Origin of the sequence: Streptomyces kronopolitis, from assembly GCF_050953795.1 — a bacterium.
GTDB classification, from domain to species: Bacteria; Actinomycetota; Actinomycetes; order Streptomycetales; family Streptomycetaceae; genus Streptomyces; species Streptomyces kronopolitis_A.
The window spans coordinates 2,293,884-2,312,698 of record NZ_CP191850.1 but is presented as its reverse complement, the minus strand read 5'-3'; the positions used below and the strand labels follow the sequence as shown (position 1 = coordinate 2,312,698).

15 protein-coding genes and 1 riboswitch are annotated in these 18,815 nt (G+C 71.9%); of the genes, 11 read left to right on the top strand and 4 right to left on the bottom strand.

What is annotated here, in order from left to right:
• Nucleotides 1–71: 71 nt before the first annotated feature.
• The 5 genes from qcrC (at nt 72) to ACQP17_RS10085 (ending at nt 6,583) form a co-directional block, all read left to right on the top strand.
• Nucleotides 72–881 (top strand): cytochrome bc1 complex diheme cytochrome c subunit, encoded by an 810-nt coding sequence (gene qcrC / locus ACQP17_RS10105; protein WP_189098250.1) that lies wholly within the window; start codon nt 72–74, stop codon nt 879–881.
• Entirely contained in the window at nt 878–1,942 is a 1,065-nt protein-coding gene (gene qcrA / locus ACQP17_RS10100; RefSeq protein ID WP_364885442.1) for a cytochrome bc1 complex Rieske iron-sulfur subunit, read from the top strand. The genes qcrC and qcrA overlap by 4 nt, the downstream gene beginning before the upstream one ends.
• Entirely contained in the window at nt 1,939–3,576 is a 1,638-nt protein-coding gene (gene qcrB, locus ACQP17_RS10095) for a cytochrome bc1 complex cytochrome b subunit (RefSeq protein WP_433855953.1), read from the top strand. The genes qcrA and qcrB overlap by 4 nt, the downstream gene beginning before the upstream one ends.
• A 170-nt stretch (nt 3,577–3,746) precedes the next feature.
• A complete protein-coding gene (trpD, locus tag ACQP17_RS10090; RefSeq protein ID WP_433855952.1) occupies nt 3,747–4,811 on the top strand; it encodes an anthranilate phosphoribosyltransferase in 1,065 nt (354 codons plus the stop codon).
• A 91-nt stretch (nt 4,812–4,902) separates the two neighbouring features.
• Nucleotides 4,903–5,020: riboswitch (SAM riboswitch) on the top strand.
• A 171-nt stretch (nt 5,021–5,191) separates the two neighbouring features.
• The gene (locus tag ACQP17_RS10085) at nt 5,192–6,583 is read left to right on the top strand and encodes an aminotransferase class V-fold PLP-dependent enzyme (protein WP_433855951.1); all 1,392 of its coding nucleotides are present in this window, start codon (nt 5,192–5,194) and stop codon (nt 6,581–6,583) included.
• 540 nt (nt 6,584–7,123) lie between these two features.
• On the opposite strand, the gene ACQP17_RS10080 is transcribed toward ACQP17_RS10085, so the two are convergent.
• Both ACQP17_RS10080 and ACQP17_RS10075 read right to left on the bottom strand, forming a co-directional pair.
• A complete protein-coding gene (locus tag ACQP17_RS10080) occupies nt 7,124–7,405 on the bottom strand; it encodes an Lrp/AsnC family transcriptional regulator (protein ID WP_066932041.1) in 282 nt (93 codons plus the stop codon).
• Complete coding sequence (locus ACQP17_RS10075; RefSeq protein WP_433855950.1) at nt 7,402–8,181, bottom strand: rhomboid family intramembrane serine protease; 780 nt, start codon at nt 8,179–8,181, stop codon at nt 7,402–7,404. Before ACQP17_RS10075 ends, ACQP17_RS10080 begins: the two co-directional genes overlap by 4 nt.
• Before the next feature lie 204 nt (nt 8,182–8,385).
• Between ACQP17_RS10075 and ACQP17_RS10070 the strand changes: the two genes are divergently transcribed.
• From ACQP17_RS10070 to ACQP17_RS10050, 5 genes are all read left to right on the top strand, one after another.
• Nucleotides 8,386–8,625, top strand: a complete 240-nt coding sequence (locus ACQP17_RS10070; RefSeq protein WP_040899430.1) for a hypothetical protein — start codon at nt 8,386–8,388, stop codon at nt 8,623–8,625.
• An 18-nt stretch (nt 8,626–8,643) separates the two neighbouring features.
• The gene (locus ACQP17_RS10065; RefSeq protein ID WP_433855949.1) at nt 8,644–10,017 is read left to right on the top strand and encodes an NYN domain-containing protein; all 1,374 of its coding nucleotides are present in this window, start codon (nt 8,644–8,646) and stop codon (nt 10,015–10,017) included.
• 296 nt (nt 10,018–10,313) lie between these two features.
• Nucleotides 10,314–11,339 (top strand): C40 family peptidase, encoded by a 1,026-nt coding sequence (locus ACQP17_RS10060; RefSeq protein WP_189098262.1) that lies wholly within the window; start codon nt 10,314–10,316, stop codon nt 11,337–11,339.
• A gap of 231 nt (nt 11,340–11,570) precedes the next feature.
• On the top strand, nt 11,571–12,617 hold the full coding sequence (locus tag ACQP17_RS10055) for an NlpC/P60 family protein (protein WP_433855948.1): 1,047 nt from the start codon (nt 11,571–11,573) through the stop codon (nt 12,615–12,617).
• Between the two features lie 51 nt (nt 12,618–12,668).
• Nucleotides 12,669–14,051 (top strand): hypothetical protein, encoded by a 1,383-nt coding sequence (locus tag ACQP17_RS10050; RefSeq protein ID WP_433855947.1) that lies wholly within the window; start codon nt 12,669–12,671, stop codon nt 14,049–14,051.
• On the opposite strand, the gene ACQP17_RS10045 is transcribed toward ACQP17_RS10050, so the two are convergent.
• Nucleotides 14,005–15,333 carry a glycosyltransferase 87 family protein gene (locus ACQP17_RS10045; protein WP_433855946.1) on the bottom strand — a complete coding sequence of 443 codons (1,329 nt, stop codon included), beginning with the start codon at nt 15,331–15,333 and terminating at the stop codon, nt 14,005–14,007. The genes ACQP17_RS10050 and ACQP17_RS10045 overlap by 47 nt on opposite strands.
• 231 nt (nt 15,334–15,564) lie before the next feature.
• On the opposite strand from ACQP17_RS10045, the gene ACQP17_RS10040 reads away from it, so the two are divergent.
• Nucleotides 15,565–16,707: a glycosyltransferase family 4 protein gene (locus ACQP17_RS10040; RefSeq protein WP_433855945.1), complete on the top strand. Its 1,143-nt coding sequence runs from the start codon at nt 15,565–15,567 to the stop codon at nt 16,705–16,707.
• Between the two features lie 70 nt (nt 16,708–16,777).
• Here ACQP17_RS10040 and ACQP17_RS10035 read toward each other — a convergent pair whose 3' ends face one another.
• Nucleotides 16,778–18,574, bottom strand: coding sequence for an AMP-dependent synthetase/ligase (locus ACQP17_RS10035; protein ID WP_433855944.1), 1,797 nt, complete (start codon nt 18,572–18,574; stop codon nt 16,778–16,780).
• Between the last annotated feature and the right edge of the window lie 241 nt (nt 18,575–18,815).

Sequence of the window (18,815 nt, the reverse complement as noted above, 5' to 3'; positions counted from 1 at the left end):
CTGCCGGGCCCGCATATCAGACAGACATAGCCAAAGCATCGACGCAGAAGATCCTGACACCGGGGTAATCCGTGAAAAAGCTCTCCGCACGACGGCGCCATCCGCTGGCGGCGCTCGTCGTCCTACTCCTCGCGCTGGCGGTCACTGGGGGGCTGTACGCCGCGTTCGCGCCGGCGGACAAGGCTCAGGCCGATGACACCGCCCAGTCCCTTGCCATCAAGGAGGGCAAGAAGCTCTTCGCCGTGGGCTGCGCAAGCTGCCACGGCACCGGCGGTCAGGGCACCTCCGACGGCCCGAGCCTGGTCGGCGTGGGCGCCGCCGCCGTCGACTTCCAGGTCGGCACCGGCCGTATGCCCGCCCAGCAGCCCGGCGCCCAGGTGCCGCGGAAGCGGAACATCTACACCAACGCCCAGATCGACCAGCTCGCGGCCTACGTCGCGTCGCTGGGTGCCGGTCCGTCCGTCCCGGAGAAGTCGCAGTACAACTCCGAGGGCGCCAACATCGGCAAGGGCGGCGAGCTGTTCCGCACGAACTGCGCGCAGTGCCACAACTTCACCGGTAAGGGCGGCGCCCTCACCAACGGCAAGTTCGCACCGACGCTCGAGGGCGTGGACCCGAAGCACATCTACGAGGCCATGGAAACCGGCCCGCAGAACATGCCCTCCTTCGGTGACGGTTCGCTGTCGCAGCAGAACAAGAAGGACATCATCGCGTACCTCGGCGCCGTCAACGGCGATGAATCCGAGAGCCCCGGCGGCCTCGACCTCGGTGGTCTCGGTCCGGTCAGTGAGGGTCTCTTCGGTTACATCTTCGGCCTGGGCGCGCTGATCGCGGTCGCCATCTGGGTCGCAGCCCGGACTACGAAGGCCAAGAAGTCATGAGCGAGACTGGACGACACGAAGACGTGCCAGAAGAAACCCTTCCCGGTGAGCGGGAGACGGCTCACGAAGGTGCGGTGGCCACGGCGGAGAACCCGTTCGCCGACCCGGGCCTGCCGCCCCACGAGCACCGTGCCCAGGACATCGACGAGCAGGCGGCCAAGCGCTCCGAGCGCACCGTGGCGCTGCTCTTCGTGGTGTCGATGATCGCCACGGTCGGCTTCATCGCCTCGTACGTGGCGATCCCGATCGACAAGATCGTCTACATCTGGCCGATCGGTCACATCAGCGCGCTGAACTTCGCGCTGGGTCTGACCCTCGGTGCGGCGCTCTTCTGCATCGGCGCCGGCGCGGTCCACTGGGCGCGCACGCTGATGTCGGACGAGGAGGTCGCCGACGACCGCCACCCGATCGAGGCGGCCCCCGAGGTCAAGGCCAAGGTCATGGCGGACTTCGCACAGGGTGCGAAGGAGTCGCAGATGGGCCGCCGCAAGCTGGTCCGCAACACGATGTTCGGCGCGCTGGCCCTGGTGCCGCTCTCCGGCGTCGTCCTGCTGCGCGACCTCGGGCCGCTGCCCGGCACCAAGCTGCGGACGACGAACTGGAAGAAGGGCGTCCGGCTGGTCAACCAGTCGACGAATCTCCCGCTGCGTCCCGAGGACATCGCCGTCGGCTCGCTCACCTTCGCCAAGCCCGAGGGCCTGGAGGAGGACGACGAGGAGTTCGCGGAGAAGATCGCCAAGGACGCCCTGATGCTCGTGCGGATCCAGCCGCAGAACATCAAGGACAAGCACGAGCTGTCCTGGTCGCACGAGGGCATCGTGGCGTACTCCAAGATCTGCACCCACGTCGGCTGCCCGATCAGCCTGTACGAGCAGCAGACGCACCACGTGCTCTGCCCCTGCCACCAGTCGACCTTCGACCTGTCCGACGGCGGTCGGGTGATCTTCGGCCCGGCCGGTCACGCGCTGCCGCAGCTGCACATCACGGAGAAGGACGGCTTCCTGGAGGCCGCAAACGGCTTCGAGGAGCCCGTCGGCCCGAGCTTCTGGGAGCGCGGATGAGTAACGAGACGAGCGCGACCACCACGCGCCGTGGCCAGGCGCCACGGGGCGAGCGGATCGCCGACTGGGCGGACGGCCGGCTGGGCATCTACAGCCTGGCCAAGTCCAATATGCGCAAGATCTTCCCGGACCACTGGTCCTTCATGCTGGGCGAGGTCGCGCTTTACAGCTTCATCATCATCATCCTGACCGGTGTCTACCTGACGCTGTTCTTCCACCCGAGCATGGCCGAGGTGACCTATCACGGTTCCTATGTGCCCATGCAGGGGATCCGGATGACGCAGGCCTTCGAGTCGACGCTGAACATCAGCTTCGACGTGCGCGGTGGCCTGCTGATCCGCCAGATCCACCACTGGGCCGCGCTGGTCTTCCTGGCCGCGATGATGGTCCACATGATGCGGGTGTTCTTCACCGGCGCCTTCCGCAAGCCGCGTGAGGTCAACTGGCTGTTCGGCTTCCTGCTGTTCGTGCTGGGCATGTTCACCGGCTTCACCGGCTACTCGCTCCCCGACGACCTGCTCTCCGGCACCGGCGTGCGGTTCATCGAGGGCGTCATCCTGGCGATGCCGCTGGTCGGTTCGTACCTGCAGTTCTTCATCTTCGGCGGGGAGTTCCCGGGGCACGACATCATCCCGCGGTTCTTCACGGTGCACGTCTTGCTGCTGCCGGGCATCATGCTCGGCCTGCTGGTGGCGCACCTGATCCTGGTCTTCTACCACAAGCACACCCAGTTCCCGGGTGCCGGCAAGACCAACAACAACGTCGTGGGCATGCCGCTGCTGCCGGTCTACATGGCCAAGGCCGGAGGCTTCTTCTTCCTGGTCTTCGGTGTGATCGCGGCGATCGCCGCGGTCGCCAGCATCAACCCGGTGTGGGCCATCGGCCCCTACCGTCCCGACCAGGTGTCCACCGGCGCCCAGCCCGACTGGTACATGGGCTTCGCCGAGGGTCTGGTGCGTGTCATGCCGGGCTGGGAGTGGAACTTCTGGGGCCACACCGTCAACTTCGGTGTGCTGATCCCGATCGTGATCTTCCCGCTGGTCCTGGTCGCGATCGCGGTCTACCCGTTCGTCGAGTCCTGGGTCAAGGGCGACAAGCGCGAGCACCACATCCTGGACCGCCCGCGCAACGTGCCGACCCGTACGGGCTTCGGTGTCGCCTGGCTGGTCGCGTACTTCGTGATGCTGATCGGTGGCGGCAACGACCTGTGGGCCACGCACTTCCACCTCTCGCTCAACTCGCTCACCTGGTTCGTCCGGATCGGCTTCTTCGTCCTTCCGGTGCTGGCCTTCATCGCCACCAAGCGGATCTGCCTGGGTCTGCAGCGGCGCGACAAGGACAAGGTGCTGCACGGCCGCGAGTCCGGCATCATCAAGCGCCTGCCGCACGGTGAGTTCATCGAGGTCCACGAGCCGCTCGACCAGGAGCAGCTGCACTTCCTGACCCAGCACGAGCAGCCCACGCCGCTCGAACTGGGCCCGGAGGTCGACGAGAACGGCGTGGAGCGCAAGCTCTCGCGTTCGCAGAAGCTGCGCGCCAAGCTCTCCAAGAGCTACTACGGCGAGGACAGCGTCATCGCCAAGCCCACGGTGGAGGAGTACAAGGAGATCACCAGCGGCCACGGTCACCACTGATCTCCGCGGCGCCTCGTAGCGCACCGCGGTCAGCACGCCACCCAGAGGGCCCCGTCCTCCCCCGAGCTCTCCACGAGCAGGGGGTACCCCATCCGGACGGGGCCCTTCGGCATGCCCGGCGGCTCGATAGGGTGAACCGCAGAAGCAGTGACGAACCAGGAGCGTGGACCATGAACGTTGCGACCCCCTCTGGCGGCGACAGCGTGGCGGCCCACACCTGGCCGGGCGTCCTCAACGCCCTGCTCGACGGCCGTGACCTCACCGCGGACGACACCGCGTGGGCGATGGACAAGATCATGCGGGGCGAGGCCGGCGACGCCCAGATCGCCGGGTTCGCGGTGGCGCTGCGGGCCAAGGGCGAGACCGTCGCGGAGATCTCCGGCCTGGTCCGGACGATGTACGCGCACGCCCGGCTGATCGACGTGCCCGGGCCGAGCGTGGACATCGTCGGCACCGGCGGGGACGGCGCCAAGACCGTCAACATCTCCACGATGTCCTCCATCGTGGTGGCCGGCACCGGCGCCAAGGTCGTCAAGCACGGCAACCGCGCCGCGTCCTCGGCCAGCGGGGCCTCCGACGTCCTGGAGAAGCTCGGTGTCAACCTCGACCTCACCCCGCGGCGGGTCGCCGAGGTCGCCGGGGAAGCGGGGATCACCTTCTGCTTCGCGGTGAAGTTCCACCCCGCGCTGCGGCACGTCGCCAACGCGCGCGGCCAGCTCGGCATCCGCACGACGTTCAACGTGCTGGGCCCGCTGACCAACCCCGCGAAGGTCCGCGCGCAGGCCACCGGCGTCGCGGACGCCCGGATGGCGCCCATCCTGGCCGGCGTGCTCGCCGAGCGCGGCTCCTCGGCGCTGGTCTTCCGCGGCGACGACGGCATGGACGAGCTGACCACGACCGCGACCTCGCGGGTGTGGATCGTCCGGGACGGCACCGTCCGCGAGGAGGCCTTCGACCCCCGGGACGTGGGCATCGAGCTGGTGCCGGTGGAGGCCCTGCGCGGCGCGGACGCCTCGCACAACGCCGAGGTGGCGCGCCGGCTGCTGGACGGGGAGAGCGGGCCGGTGCGCGAGGCGGTGCTGCTGAACTCCGCGGCGGCGCTGGTCGCCCTGGCGCCCACGGACGCCCCGCTGACCGAGCAGATCCGGGCCGCCCTCGACACCGCCGCCGACTCGATCGACTCCGGGGCGGCCAAGCGGGCGCTGGAGCGCTGGGTGGCGGCCAGCAACGCCTGAGCGCGCGGTCACGCAGGGTGTGACGCAAGGCCCGTTCCGTCATGTGGGACGGGCCTTGCTTCGCATCCGCGGTATGGCATGATTCTGCGCAGGTCACGAGTGACAGCGACACAGGCCCCGGCCCGCTGTCCGGCAACCCTCCTTCCGTGGCGGGGTGCCCCGGGTGATGACCAGGCCGCAGGCAGCGAGGTCTGCGGCAAGCGCGGATCCCTCGCCAGGGATCCTGGTCCCCGAGGGAGAACTTCCGTGAATCAGCGAATGCGATAGGGCTCGACGGCCCCTTCTCCGCATCCCCTTTTTCCTTTCCGCTGCGGTGTACCGACGGCGCCTTCCGCGTGCCTTCCCGCAGCGAATTCGCTTATCTCTTACGGGAGTTCGCCATGTCTGTCGCCACTGTTGCCGCCGACCGTTCCGTTTGTTCCCCGCTGCCCGTTCTCGGCCGGGATGTCCGCGTCCCGCTCGTGACCGGCGGGGAGGTCGACTACGCCGCGCTGGACTACGCCGCCAGCGCCCCCGCGCTCCAGCGGGTCTGGGACGACGTGGCGGCCTACGCCCCCTACTACGGCAGCGTGCACCGCGGCGCCGGATACCTCTCGCAGCTCTCCACCGACCTCTTCGAGAACAGCCGCCGGACGATCGCCGACTTCCTCGGCTGCCGCGCCGACGACCAGGTGGTGTTCACCCGCTCGACCACCGACTCGCTGAACCTGCTCGCCGCCGCCCTGCCGCAGGGCACCCGCGTCTTCGTCTTCGAGACCGAGCACCACGCCTCGCTGCTGCCGTGGGAGCAGCGCGCCGACGTCGAGGTGACCTACCTGAACGCCCCGCGCACCCCGCGGCAGGCGGTGGACGGCCTGGAGAAGGCGCTGGCCGAGCGCGAGCCCTACGGGCCGGCGCTGGTCTGTGTGACCGGGGCGTCGAACGTGACCGGTGAACTGTGGCCGGTGCGCGAGCTCGCGGCCGCCGCGCACGCCCACGGCGCGCGGATCGTGCTCGACGCGGCGCAGCTCGTCCCGCACCACCCCGTGGACCTCGCCGAACTGGACGTCGACTGGGTCGCGTTCTCCGGCCACAAGCTGTACGCGCCGTTCGGCTCCGGCGTGCTGGCCGGCCGGGCGGACTGGCTGCGCGAGGCCGCGCCCTACCTCGCCGGCGGCGGCGCCAGCCGCAAGGTCACACGGCGGGTCGGCGGGGAAGGGGCCGGCGGGGTGGACGTCGAGTGGCACACCACCGCGGCCCGCCACGAGGCCGGCTCGCCGAACGTCATCGGCGCCTACGCGATCGCCTCCGCCTGCAAGGCCCTGTCCGAGGCGGGCTTCCCCGCACTCATCGCCCGCGAGCAGGAGCTGATCGAACGGGTCCGGACCGGCCTGGCCGAGGTACCCCAGGTCCAGGTGCTGTCCCTCTTCGGCGCGGACGCCGCCCGGGTCGGCGTCCTCTCGTTCGTCGTCGAGGGCTGGAACAGCTCGCACTTCGCCGCGGCGCTGTCCGCGGAGTACGGCATCGGCGTCCGCGACGGCCTCTTCTGCGCCCACCCCCTCGTCCGCACCCTCCTGGGCAGCGAGCCCCAGGACCCCGGCGAGTGCGGCGCCCCCGAGGCGGCCCCCGGCGAACGCTCCCTGAACGCCATCCGCGTGAGCTTCGGGGCGGGGACACCCCAGGAGCACGTGGACCGCTTCCTGCGGGCCGTCAAGGAACTCGTGACGGACGGCGCACGCTGGAACTACCACACGGAGGACGGCCGTTGCGTGCCCGCGCGTAGCGCGGATTGATTGGCTTCCCACGTTTTTGTCTTTCCCGCCGTGGTGGTTTCTCGCCGTTGCGCCTGCGGCGGGCGGGTCCGCTGCGCGGGGCTGTCGGGTGCGGTGGCGGTCCTCCGGGGCCTGGTGTGTGGACTGCTTCGCTTTACGTCCACACACCAGGCCCCTCCGGCCCGCCCCCTCCCGTTGGGGGAGGGAAAGAAGGCCGGTGGAAGGTGAACGTAAGTGATGCGGTGCACCTTGTCGGTCACGGTGAAACGACCTGCGTACGCCCGCCCCCACCCACCGAAACATTCCCCTCCCACGGGAGGGGACGGGCCGGAGGGGTCGGTGTGTGGGACGTAAAGCGAAGCAGTCCCACACACCGACCCCGGAGGTCCGTCACCGCACCCGACACCCACCGCCCGCCGCAGGCGCAACGGCGAACAACCCCCACGGCGGGACAGCCGACAACGTGGGGGAGACGGTGAAGCGCAGCGAACCGGCCCGCCGCAGGCGCAACGGCGACAAACCCCCACGGCGGGAAAGCCACAAACGTGGGAAGAGACCGGTCTAAGCTTCCAGCCCGATCGCAAAGGCGGCCTCGAGGTCGTGCTGGGAATACGTGCGGAACGCGATGTGCGTTTCGGTGGAGGCGACGCCCGGGACCTTGCTGATGCGGCCGGGGATGACGTCCGCGAGGTCGTCATGGGCGGCGACGCGGACCATCGCGATCAGGTCGTGGGCGCCGGTGACCGAGTAGACCTCGCTGACGCCGTCCAGGGCGGCGATCTTCTCGGCGATCTCCGGGATCTGGTCCACGCTGGTCTTGATGAGCACGATCGACGTGATCACGGCTGGCTCTCTCCCTCGGTCGCCCGGTCGTTCTGCCTGGTGGCCCTCACACTATCCCGCCGGTAGCGGGCCCAGGCGTAGAGGAAGCCGAGGGCGAAGCCGATGACATGGGCGAGGTAGGCGACCCCGGGGCCGCGGGAGTCGTGCTGGGCGGCCTGCCACTGCAGGAAGAACCAGAAGAGCAGCACGATCCAGGCGGGAAAGCGCAGCGGCAGGAAGAAGAGGAAGGGAAAGACGCTGGTCACCCGGGCCGTCGGGAAGAGGTAGAGGAAGGCGCCGAGCACCCCGGAGATCGAGCCGGAGGCGCCCACCAGGGTCTGGCCCGAGGAGGCGTGGGCGGCCGCGTAGCCGAGCAGCGCGAGGTAGCCGATGATGAGGTAGAAGGCGGCGAACGGGAGCCGGCCCATCCGCGCCTCGGCCATTCCGCCGAAGACGTAGAGAAAGAGCATGTTGCCGAGCAGGTGCAGCCAGCTGCCGTGCACGAACAACGCGGTCAGCGGCGTGATCAGGGCACGCAGCGAGCCGCTCCACAGCTCCAGCGGGATCACGCCCCACCGCTCGAAGTAGGCGGTCTGGGCCTTCAGCAGGGCGTCGCCGGTGCCGTATATGCGGTTCAGGCCGGAGGCCGGGCCGATCACGAAGACCGCGCAGCACAGACCGATCAGCACATTCGTCACCCGCGAGAACACCGCGGTCAGCGACCGGGTGGCATGCGGCGGACGGGGGAGGAGACCGGACGAGCGGGGTGAACGGGGAGAGGGGGCCGGCGCCGTCATGACGTGATCATTGCTCAATGCGGGCAATCGGGACAGAGTGCCTCGCCGCATCCCGGCAGCCGGGCGGGGCCCGCACCCGCCCCCCGTCAGGCCGTAGGGTTACAGGCAGTACTTTGCGTACTTCCGCAGTCCGACGGCGCACCGCGTGAACGGCGCAGCAGCACGAGATCGATGAGATCGACGAGCACGAAAGAGGACGACAGGATGTCTGTTCCCCTGCCGACGGACGGAACCCGGTGGCGCTGCACGCTGTGCGGCAACCTCACCCGTTTCGACGTGACCCGCCAGGCCAAGGTGGTGGAGTACGTCCATCTGGACCTGGCCGGCGAGCCGAAGGTGGAGGAGCGCGAGGTCCTCAGTGAGAGCATCGAGTCCGTGCGCTGCCGCTGGTGCAACGCGGTCGACCAGATCGAGCTGGTGGACCGTCCGGGCGCGAACGCCTGAGATCGGAGCGAGGCAGCCGTGGTGGACCGTCCAGAAGGGGAGCCGGGGGCCCGGCGTGACGACGCATCCGAGGGTGCGGCGGACGAGGTGCTCGACCGACCGCTGCCCGAGGGCGTACGGCGCCGTGTCGTGGCGCTCACCGCGGAGTCGTTCGGCGCGCTGACCGTCGCCGAACTCCCGCCCCCGCTGCGGCAGTACGCCCGTTTCACCCCGACCCGCCGGGCCAAATTCGCCGGAAATGCGATGGCTTCCGCTCTGGAGGGCGATGCGGTCTTCCGGCAGCGGATCGCCGGCAAGCTGCGCGAGGCGCAGCCGGAGCTGGCCTCGGCGCTGGAGCGCGGCAACCCGCCGGCGGCCGCCGACCCGCTCGATGTCGCGGCGGCCGCCTACGTGCTGCGCCCCGAGGGCTGGGTCAAGCTCGTCGAGGCGGCGGGCGAGGAGGCCCAGCGGGCGCGCGCCGAGCGGGCCGGCGAGGAGGCCGAACGGGAACTGGCCCGGCTGCGCGAGGAGCTGGCGCAGGCGCGTGGCGAGGCCCGGACGGAGGCCGACCGGATCCGGGGCGACCTCGACACCGTCCGCAAGGAGAACGAGTCGCTGCGGCGCAAGCTGCGCAGCGCGCTGAGCGACGTCAAGCGCGGTGAGGCCGCGGTGCGCAAGGGCGATGCCGCCCTCGTGGAGGTCCGGGACCGGGCGGCCACCGAGAAGGCCGCGGCGGACAGTGAGGTGCGCCGGCTCAAGGCCCGCCTCGCCGAGGCCGAGACGGCGCTGGAGACCAGCCGCCGGGCCGCCCGCGAGGGCCGCAGCGTCGAGGACATGCGGGTGCGGCTGCTGCTCGACACGGTGCTGGACGCCGCCCAGGGGCTGCGCCGCGAGCTGGCGCTGCCGCCGGCCGGCGTCCATCCCGCGGACACCGTCGAGGCGGTCGAGCCGGGCCGGATGACGCCCAAGGACATCGCCGCCCGTGCACTGTCGGAGATGGACCCGGCGCTGCTGGACCAGCTTCTGGCCCTGCCGCAGGCGCATTTGGTGGTGGACGGGTACAACGTCACCAAAACCGGCTATCCGACCATGCCGCTCGACAAGCAGCGGCTGCGGCTGCTGGGCGGTCTCGCGGTGCTGGCCGCACAGACCGGCGCGGAGATGACCTGTGTCTTCGACGGGGCGGAGCTGGCGGCGCCGGTACTGCTCGCGCCCCCGCGCGGCGTACGGGTCCTGTTCAGCAAACCGGGCGTCACGGCCGACGAGTTGATCCGTCAGCTGGTGCGGGCCGAACCGCCCGGCCGGCCGGTCGTCGTGGTCTCCACGGACCGGGAGGTCGCCGACGGGGTGGCGAAGGCCGGGGCCCGCCCGGTCGCATCGGCCCTGTTGCTCAAGCGACTTGCCCGGACGTGAGGTCCGGGCTCCCGGACGGCGGGAAATCGCCCGCGCTCCGTATCGGAGCGTCAGATGGCGCTCACTGCCTGTGTGACGTTGGTAAAGGATGGGGCTGAGGGCGCAGATTTTTCCCCTGGGGATTTGAAGCGATCACAGCTCGGTTACTAAGGTCAGCCCCGAACCTTCATGCAGATGATTATCCAACCGGGATGAACAGTGAAGGTACCGCCGAGTCCGCGGCGTTCACGCGGAGCCGGGGTCTCACCCCCCCCCACTTCCCGGTAGGCGGCTGGAGGAAGAAGGAGCTCGCCCCCGTGGCGTCCCACCGTCGACCCAAGCAGCCGAGCCGTACCCGCGTGACCGTGCTCACCGCCACCGCCGCGGCGGCCGTCGCCCTGTCGTCCCAGGCCGCCCAGGCCGACCCGCACCAGTCGAAGAAGGACGTCAAGTCCGAGGTCGACAAGCTCTACAACGAGGCCGAGCAGGCCACGGAGAAGTACGACGGGGTCAAGGAGCAGCAGGACAAGCTGCAGAAGGAGGTCGACGACCTCCAGGACAAGGTGGCCCGCGGTCAGGGCGACCTCAACCAGCTGCGCAAGGGTCTCGGCGCGGTCGCCTCCGGCCAGTACCGCAGCGGCAGCATCGACCCCTCGGTGCAGCTGTTCCTCTCCGGCGACCCGGACACCTACCTCGAAAAGGCCGCCACGCTCGACCAGTTGAGCGGCAAGCAGGCCGATCAGCTCAAGACCATCGCGGACAAGCAGCGCCGGCTCGCCCAGGAGCGCGCCGAGGCCTCCGCGAAGATCAAGGACCTCACCGAGACCCGCAAGGCGCTCGGTGACAAGAAGGACGAGATCAAGGGCAAGCTCGCCAAGGCGCAGCAGCTGCTCAACCAGATGACCGCCAAGGAGCGGGCGGCCATGCAGGCCGAGGAGAACCGCGCCAACCGCAGCAACGACCGGGCCGACCTCGGTGACGACGTCCCGGCGTCGCAGCGCGGTGCGGCGGCCCTGCGGGCCGCCCAGTCCAAGATAGGTTCGCCCTACGTCTGGGGCGCCACCGGCCCGTCGTCCTTCGACTGCTCCGGTCTGACCTCCTGGGCCTACGCGCAGGCCGGCCAGTCGCTGCCGCGCACCTCGCAGCAGCAGGCGAACGCCGGTACCCGGATCGCCTCGCAGAGCGCCCTCAAGCCGGGCGATCTGGTGCTCTTCTACAGCGACCTGCACCACATCGGTCTCTACGCGGGCAACGGCATCGTGCTGCACGCGCCGAAGCCGGGTGCCGCCGTGCGCTACGAGCCCATGAGCAACATGGAGTTCGCGTTCGGCGTGCGGGTCTGACCCGCCGCACCACACTCCCGACCTGCCGCCCGAACGGGCGAATTGCGGCCCCGGCCGCTGACCTTCCGCCCCGTCGGTGACCTGCACAGTCACCGGCGGGGCGGCGCCGTGTGGGCGTACCGCGGTCTTTGGCCGGTGCGGACCCCCGCCGCTACTGTCTGCCCGCGCAGCACCGGTCACCGACGCCCTCCCGGGCGGCAGGGGGCTGCACAGGGAAGGAGTGCGGCTTTCGTGGTGTCCCACCGCCGTACCTCGCAGCACGGCCAGAGCACCCTCGCCGGGGTCACCGTTGTGTCGGCCGCCCTGGCGACCGCGGCCGCCGCGCTGTCCGCGCCGGCGGCGGTCGCCGACCCGGCCGGGCACGCGGCCGGCGGCCGTGCGGCGGCGACCGCACACGTCGCGCGGCTCTACGCGCAGGCGGAGCGGGCCACCGAGAAGTTCGACGGCGCCCAGGCACGGACCAAGGAGCTGCGCGGCCGGGTGACGGCCCTCCAGGACCGCACCGCCCGGGCCCAGGAGCGGGTCAACCGGATGCGGGGCCGGCTGGGCGCGCTGGCCGCCGCCCAGTACCGCTCCGGCGGCATGGACCCCACCCTCCAGCTGATGCTCTCCGAACGGCCCGACAGCTTCCTGGAGAAGGCCTCCGCGCTCGACCGGCTCGGCACCGACCAGGCCGGCCAGCTGCGCCGGCTGCGGGCGGCCCAGCGCTCCCTGGAGCAGCAGCGCAGGGAGACCACGGCGAAGCTGGCGCAGCTGGAGGCCAGCCGCAAGGAGGTCGCCCGCCACAAGCGGGACGTCCAGCGCCGGCTGGCCGCCGCGCGGCGGCTGCTGCACGCGCTCCCCAGGGACGCCCGGAAGGCCTTCGAACGGGCCGCCCGGGGCGACGGGCGCCACGGGCCGCTCCCGGACCTGCGCGGCGCCGTCCCCTCCTCGGGCCGGGCCGCGGCGGCCGTCGCCGCGGTGCGCTCCGCGATCGGCTCGCCGTACGCCTGGGGACGCAGCGGCCCCTCGGCCTTCGACTGCTCCGGGCTCACCCAATGGGCCTACGGCCGGGCCGGAGTCTCCATCCCGCGGACCTCGCAGGCCCAGCGCGGCGCCGGCCGGCAGGTGCCGCTCAGCCAGGCGCAACCCGGTGACCTGGTCATCTACCGCGCGGACGGCAGTCATGTCGGGATGTACGTCGGCAACGGCCAGGTGGTCCACGCGCCCTATCCCGGCGCGCGGGTGCGCTACGACCCGGTCGGGATGATGCCGATCTCGGCCGTCACCCGCCCCTGAGACGCGGCCCAGCGTTTTTGCCCCGGCCGGGGCCGACCTACGATCGTCCGCATGTCGGAGCAGAGGGTGGCGGCGCGGCTGTCGCGGGCCGGGGCGGCGGGGTGTGCCGCCCTGGCCCTCGCGCTGCTCGCCCCGCTGGCCGGCTGTGCGCCGACGGCCTCCACGCCGGCCCGTTTCCCGGACGTCCAGCGGATGCTCGACACCCGTGCGCAGGCCGTGCGCAAGCGGGACGCGGCGGCCTTCCTCGCCTCCGTCGACCCGCGGGCCACCGGCTACCGCGGCCGGCAGCGCGCGATGTTCGCCCACCTCGCGGGCGTCCCGCTGGCCGACTGGCACTACGACCTCGACTCGACCGGCGCCTTCCCGCTCCCGTCCGGCGGCGGTACCCGGCTGGCCGCGAAGGTGCGGCTGCGCTACCGCCTCAAGGGCTATGACACCGCCCCGGTGCACTCCGTGCAGTACCTCACCCTGACCGAGCGCGACGGCCGCTGGCTGATCTCCTCCGACACCGACGGCGCCGACGAGGGCCGCACCGGCACCCGGCAGCTGTGGGACCAGGGCCCGGTGCGGCTGGTGCGCGGCAAGCACAGCCTGGTCCTCGGCGGTACCGCGCATCCGGGGCGGCTGAAGGACCTGGCGCGCCGGGTGGACCGGGCGGTGCCCGCGGTCTCCGCGGCCTGGAAGGGGAAGTGGGCGCGCAAGGTCGTGGTGGAGGCGCCGGACACGGTCGAGCGGATGGCGCAGCTGATGGGCAGCGACGACCCGTCGGGCTACACCGGGATCGCGGCGGTCACGACCGGGGAGGCGGGCGTCGAGACGGCCGCGCCCGCGGACCGCGTGATCGTCAACCCGGACGCCTACGAGGAGCTGAACGACCTGGGCCGCGAGGTGGTGCTCACCCACGAGACCACCCATGTCGCCACCCGCACGGCCACCACCCCGGCCACCCCGCTGTGGCTCTCCGAGGGCTTCGCCGACTGGGTCGCCTACCGCGGCATCCGCCACAAGGCCGTCACCACCGCCCCCGAACTCACCCGCGCGGTCGCCGGCGGCAAGCTCCCGGCCCGGCTGCCGACCGACGAGGACTTCGGCTTCCGGGCCGGCGCCGACCGGCTGGCGAAGGCGTACGAGGGCAGCTGGCTGGCCTGCCGGATGATCGCGGAGAAGTGGGGCGAGGCCAAGCTGATCGCCTTCTACAAGGCGGCCGGCAAGAGCGCGATCCGGGTCGCGAGCGGGGGCACGGGGGCGCCGATGGAGGCGGCCACCGCCGCGACGCCGGGCACCGGTCCGGCCTGGCCGGCGGCCGGTACCGGGCACAGGCCGCCGTCCCGCACCGACCGCACGGACCGCGCCATGCGCACCCAACTGGGCATCAGCATGGGGGAGTTCACCCGCCGGTGGCGCGCTTTCGTACGGCAGCAGCTGCGGCGGTGAGCGGCGGCGCGGCGGCAGCGGTCCCGTCGGCCGGTGTGCGGGCGCCGACCACGCCGGCGCCCCCGGCGGGCAGGTCCTCCCCGGGCCCGTCGTCCCGTACCGAGACCCACAGCCGGCGGCAGGCCAGGAGCGAGGCGGCGACCAGCAGCCCGTTGCGCACGACCAGCAGGGCGATGCCCGTCGGAGCGCTGGAGACGACATCGGCGAACCGGACGGGGAACTCCAGCAGCGTGACCCCGGTGGCGAGCAGCACCAGCACCGCCGGCGGGGTCTGGCGGCACCCGCGGACGGTCACGCACACCGCGGCCAGCCCCACCAGCCACAGCATGTACTGCGGGCTGATCACCCGGCTGGTGGTCGTGAACAGCAGGGTCGCGGTGAAGGCCGCCTCGCACAGCGTCGCCGGGCCCGGCGTGCGGGCCCGCACCCGCCACAGGAACAGCCAGCCCGCGGCCACCAGGCTCAGCGTGAGCGCGACGGTGCCGGCCAGGGCGACGCCCGGCCCGAGGAACTCCAGCGAGCCGTAGTTCAGCAGCACCTGGCCCGGCCAGCCGAAGTGGCGGGCGACGTGGAAGACCAGGGCGCCGAGCGACTCGACCTCCGTCCCGCGGTCCCGCTGGAAGGTGAGGAAGGCCAGCGCGCCCGGAGCGGCGGCGACGAAGAACAGGGTCAGCCCGGCGGCGGTGGCGGCCGCGCTCCACCACAGCGCACGGGCCCGCCGGCCGCGCACCGCGGCCCCGGTCAGCAGCAGCGCGGGCCAGACCTTCAGCAGCGCGCCGAAGGCGATCAGCGCGCCCGCCACCCGCGGCCGGCGCACGGCGGCGAACAGCGCCGCGACGGCGACCGCGGTGACCATCAGGTCGTAGCGGGCGTAGGCGGTCGGGCCCAGCAGCGCCACCCCCGCGATCCACACCCAGGCCCCGGCCGGGCGGTGGCCGGGGCGCCGGCCGGCCCGCAGGAAGAGCGCCAGCACCACGGCGTCGGTGAGCAGGACCAGGGTGAAGAACGCCGGGGCGTAGTCCAGGAACGGCAGCAGACCGGGGGAGAGGATCGCGAGGGCGGCGGCCGGCGGGTACTGCCAGGTCACATCGGCCCGCGGGAAGGTGCCGGAGCGCAGGACGTCGCACCAGCCCTGGTAGATCACCGAGACATCGGTGGTGACATCCGGACCGGGCAGCACCAGCACCCGCAGGACGCACAGCAGCACCACGGCCCGGGTCACGGCCCATGCCCCCACCGGGAGCCACACCTCACGTACCGTGCCGGTCCTGATCGTCGTCACCTCGTCGCGCTCGTCGCGGGCCCGCCGGCGCCGCGGGCGGCGCCGGGGTCACGGCGTCCGGTCCGCCGATTCCCGTCCGTGCAGTCTGCCCGATCCCGGAGGGCGGCCCGTCATGACCGTCCGGGAGGGACGGGGGTGGCGGGGCGGGCGGCCCCGGTCCGGCGGCCGCCCGGTACTGTCGGGCCCGCACCGCCGAGACCGCCCGCCCGGACCGACCGCCGAGAGACCATCGTGCACAAGACCCTGATCGTCACGAACGACTTCCCGCCCCGGCCCGGCGGCATCCAGGCCTTTCTGCACAGCATGGCGCTGCGGCTGGACCCCTCCGAGGTCGTCGTCTACGCCTCGACCTGGAAGCGCGGCGCGGAGGGCCGCGCGGCCACCGCCGCCTTCGACGCCGAGCAGCCCTTCCCGGTGATCCGGGACCGCACGACGATGCTGCTGCCCACCCCGCGGGTGACCCGGCGGGCCACCGCGCTGCTGCGCGCACACGGCTGCTCCTCGGTGTGGTTCGGCGCGGCGGCGCCGCTCGGGCTGATGGCGCCCGCGCTCCGTGCGGCCGGCGCCCGGCGCCTCGTGGCGACCACCCACGGCCACGAGGCGGGCTGGGCGCAGCTGCCGGCCGCCCGGCAGCTGCTGCGCCGGATCGGCGCGGGCACCGACACCCTCACCTACCTCGGCGAGTACACCCGCAGCCGGATCGCCGGCGCGCTCGCCCCCCGGGACGCCGCGCGGATGGTCCCACTCCCGCCCGGCGTCGACGAGAAGACCTTCCACCCCGGCTCGGGCGGCGACGAGGTACGGGCCCGGCTCGGCCTCGCCGACCGGCCGGTGGTGGTGTGTGTCTCCCGGCTCGTCCCGCGCAAGGGCCAGGACACCCTGATCGAGGCGATGCCGGCCGTCCTGGCCGCGGTGCCCGACGCCGTCCTGCTGATCGTCGGCGGCGGCCCGTACGAGAAGGACCTGCACGCGCTGGCCGCCGCCAGGGGCGTCGGGGACGCGGTGCGCTTCACCGGCGCGGTCCCGTGGGAGGAGCTGCCGGCGCATTACGGCGCGGGCGATGTCTTCGCGATGCCGTGCCGCACCCGCCGCGGCGGTCTCGACGTCGAGGGGCTGGGCATCGTCTACCTGGAGGCCTCCGCGACCGGACTCCCCGTGGTGGCGGGCGACTCGGGCGGCGCCCCCGACGCCGTCCTGGACGGCGAGACGGGCTGGGTGGTCCCCGGCGGGTCCCCGGCGCCGACCGCCGAGCGCCTGATCACCCTGCTCCGTGACCCGGCCCTGCGCCGCACGATGGGTGCCCGCGGCCGCGCCTGGGTGGAGGAGAAGTGGCGCTGGGACCTGCTCGCGGAGCGGCTGAAGGAACTCCTGTAGCACGGCACACGGGATCCGCCGCCGTGGCAGGGGCCACGACGGCGGATCCCGGTGTGTCCGGCCGGTCCGCTCAGGACCGGTAGATCGCCTCGATCTCCTCCGCGAAGTCCTTCGCGACCACGTTCCGCTTGAGCTTCAGCGACGGGGTGACATGGCCCGACTCCTCGGTGAACTGGGCCGGAAGGATGCGGAACTTGCGCACCGACTCGGCCTTGGAGACCGCCGCGTTGCCGTCGTCGATGGCGCGCTGGACGGCGGCCAGCAGCTCCGGGTCCTCGGCGACCTGGGACGGCGTCACCCCGGCGGGGTGGCCGTGCTCCTCGGCCCAGCGGGGCAGGAACTCCTCGTCGAGGGTGATCAGCGCGCCGATGAACGGCCGCCCGTCACCGACGACCATGCACTCGGCGATCAGGGCGTGCGCCCGGATGCGGTCCTCGATGACGGCGGGGGCGACGTTCTTGCCGCCCGCGGTGACCAGTATTTCCTTCTTGCGGCCGGTGATGGCGAGGTAGCCGTCCTCGTCGAGGGTGCCGAGGTCGCCGGTGTGGAACCAGCCGTCGGACAGCGCCTCCTTGGTGGCCGAGGGGTTGTTCCAGTACTCGGTGAAGAGGTGCTCGCCGTGCAGCAGCACCTCGCCGTCGTCGGCGATCCGCACCACCGAGCCGGGCAGCGGCTGACCGACGGTGCCGATCTTCTGCCGGTCCCAGGGGTTGAACGCGGTCGCCGCACAGGACTCCGTCAGGCCGTAGCCCTCCAGGGCGGTGAAGCCGATGCCGCGGTAGAAGTGGCCCAGGCGCTCGCCCAGCGGGGCGCCGCCGGAGATGGCGTGGGTGGCGCGGCCGCCGAGGACGGCCCGCAGCTTGCTGAAGACCAGCCGGTCGAAGACCTTGTACTTCAGCTTCAGGCCGAGCGCCGGGCCCTCCGGGGCGTCCAGCGCGCGGCTGTAGGCGATCGCGACGTCCGCCGCCTTGTCGAAGATCTTGCCCTTGCCGTCCGCCTGCGCCTTGGCCCGCGCCGAGTTGTAGACCTTCTCGAAGACCCGCGGCACGCCCAGGACCAGCGTCGGGCGGAAGGAGGCGAGGTCCTCGGTGAGGTTCTTGATGTCGGGGGCGTGGCCCAGCTTGATGGGCGCCATCACGGCGGCGATCTGCACCAGCCGGCCGAAGACGTGCGCGATGGGGAGGAAGAGGAGCACCGAGGAGTCGCCGGTGCGGAACAGCGGCCGCAGCCGCTCGACGATGTTGCCGCACTCCGCGAAGAAGCTGCGGTGGCTGAGCACACAGCCCTTGGGGCGGCCGGTGGTGCCGGAGGTGTAGACGATGGTGGCGGGGGAGTCGGCGTCGGCCAGCGCGCTGCGCGCCTCCACCTCGTCATCGGTGATGCCGGCGCCCGCGGCCTGGAGCCGGGCGATGGCGTCCCGCTCGATCTGCCAGATGTTCTCCAGGCCGGGCAGCCGGTCGCGCACCGATTCCACGGTCGCCTCGTGGGTGGGGGACTCCACCAGGCAGGCCACCGCGCCGGAGTCGCCGAGGATCCACTGGATCTGCTCGGCCGAACTGGTCTCGTACACCGGGACGGTGACGGCCCCGGCGCTCCAGATGGCGAAGTCCAGCAGCGTCCACTCGTAGCGGGTGCGCGACATCAGGCCGACCCGGTCGCCGGGCTGCACGCCGGACGCGATCAGGCCCTTGGCGGCGGCGCGGACCTCGGCGAGGAAGACGGTGGCGGTGACGTCCTGCCATGCGCCGTTCACCTTGCGTCCCATGACGGCAACATCCGGGTGCTGCGCGGCATTTCGGCGGATAAGATCCGTCAGATTGCCGTCTGCGGGGACCTCGTACAGGGCCGGAAGGCTGAACTCGCGCAAGACTGCTGCTCCTCAAAAGCGCCGGCGCCACGACGCTGTGTGGTGCACCGGCGGCGGTCCATGATCATGCAGGGGGGAGAGTGGACTGCCCGGACGTTACCCATGGGTATTGCTCTCGGGATAGGGGGGAACGGCCAGATGTTCGATGCGTCACATGCTGCGGGACACGCCATGGGGACTGTCCCGCGCAGACTAGACCAGCGGGTCGGTGACCCGAAAGTAACCCCAGGTCCCACCACCC

Coding starts and splice junctions, on each gene's coding strand:
- qcrA (WP_364885442.1), top strand. CDS start 878: ATGAGCGAGACTGGACGACACGAAGACGTGCCAGAAGAAACCCTTCCC.
- qcrB (WP_433855953.1), top strand. CDS start 1,939: ATGAGTAACGAGACGAGCGCGACCACCACGCGCCGTGGCCAGGCGCCA.
- trpD (WP_433855952.1), top strand. CDS start 3,747: ATGAACGTTGCGACCCCCTCTGGCGGCGACAGCGTGGCGGCCCACACC.
- ACQP17_RS10085 (WP_433855951.1), top strand. CDS start 5,192: ATGTCTGTCGCCACTGTTGCCGCCGACCGTTCCGTTTGTTCCCCGCTG.
- ACQP17_RS10075 (WP_433855950.1), bottom strand. CDS start 8,181: ATGACGGCGCCGGCCCCCTCTCCCCGTTCACCCCGCTCGTCCGGTCTC.
- ACQP17_RS10070 (WP_040899430.1), top strand. CDS start 8,386: ATGTCTGTTCCCCTGCCGACGGACGGAACCCGGTGGCGCTGCACGCTG.
- ACQP17_RS10050 (WP_433855947.1), top strand. CDS start 12,669: ATGTCGGAGCAGAGGGTGGCGGCGCGGCTGTCGCGGGCCGGGGCGGCG.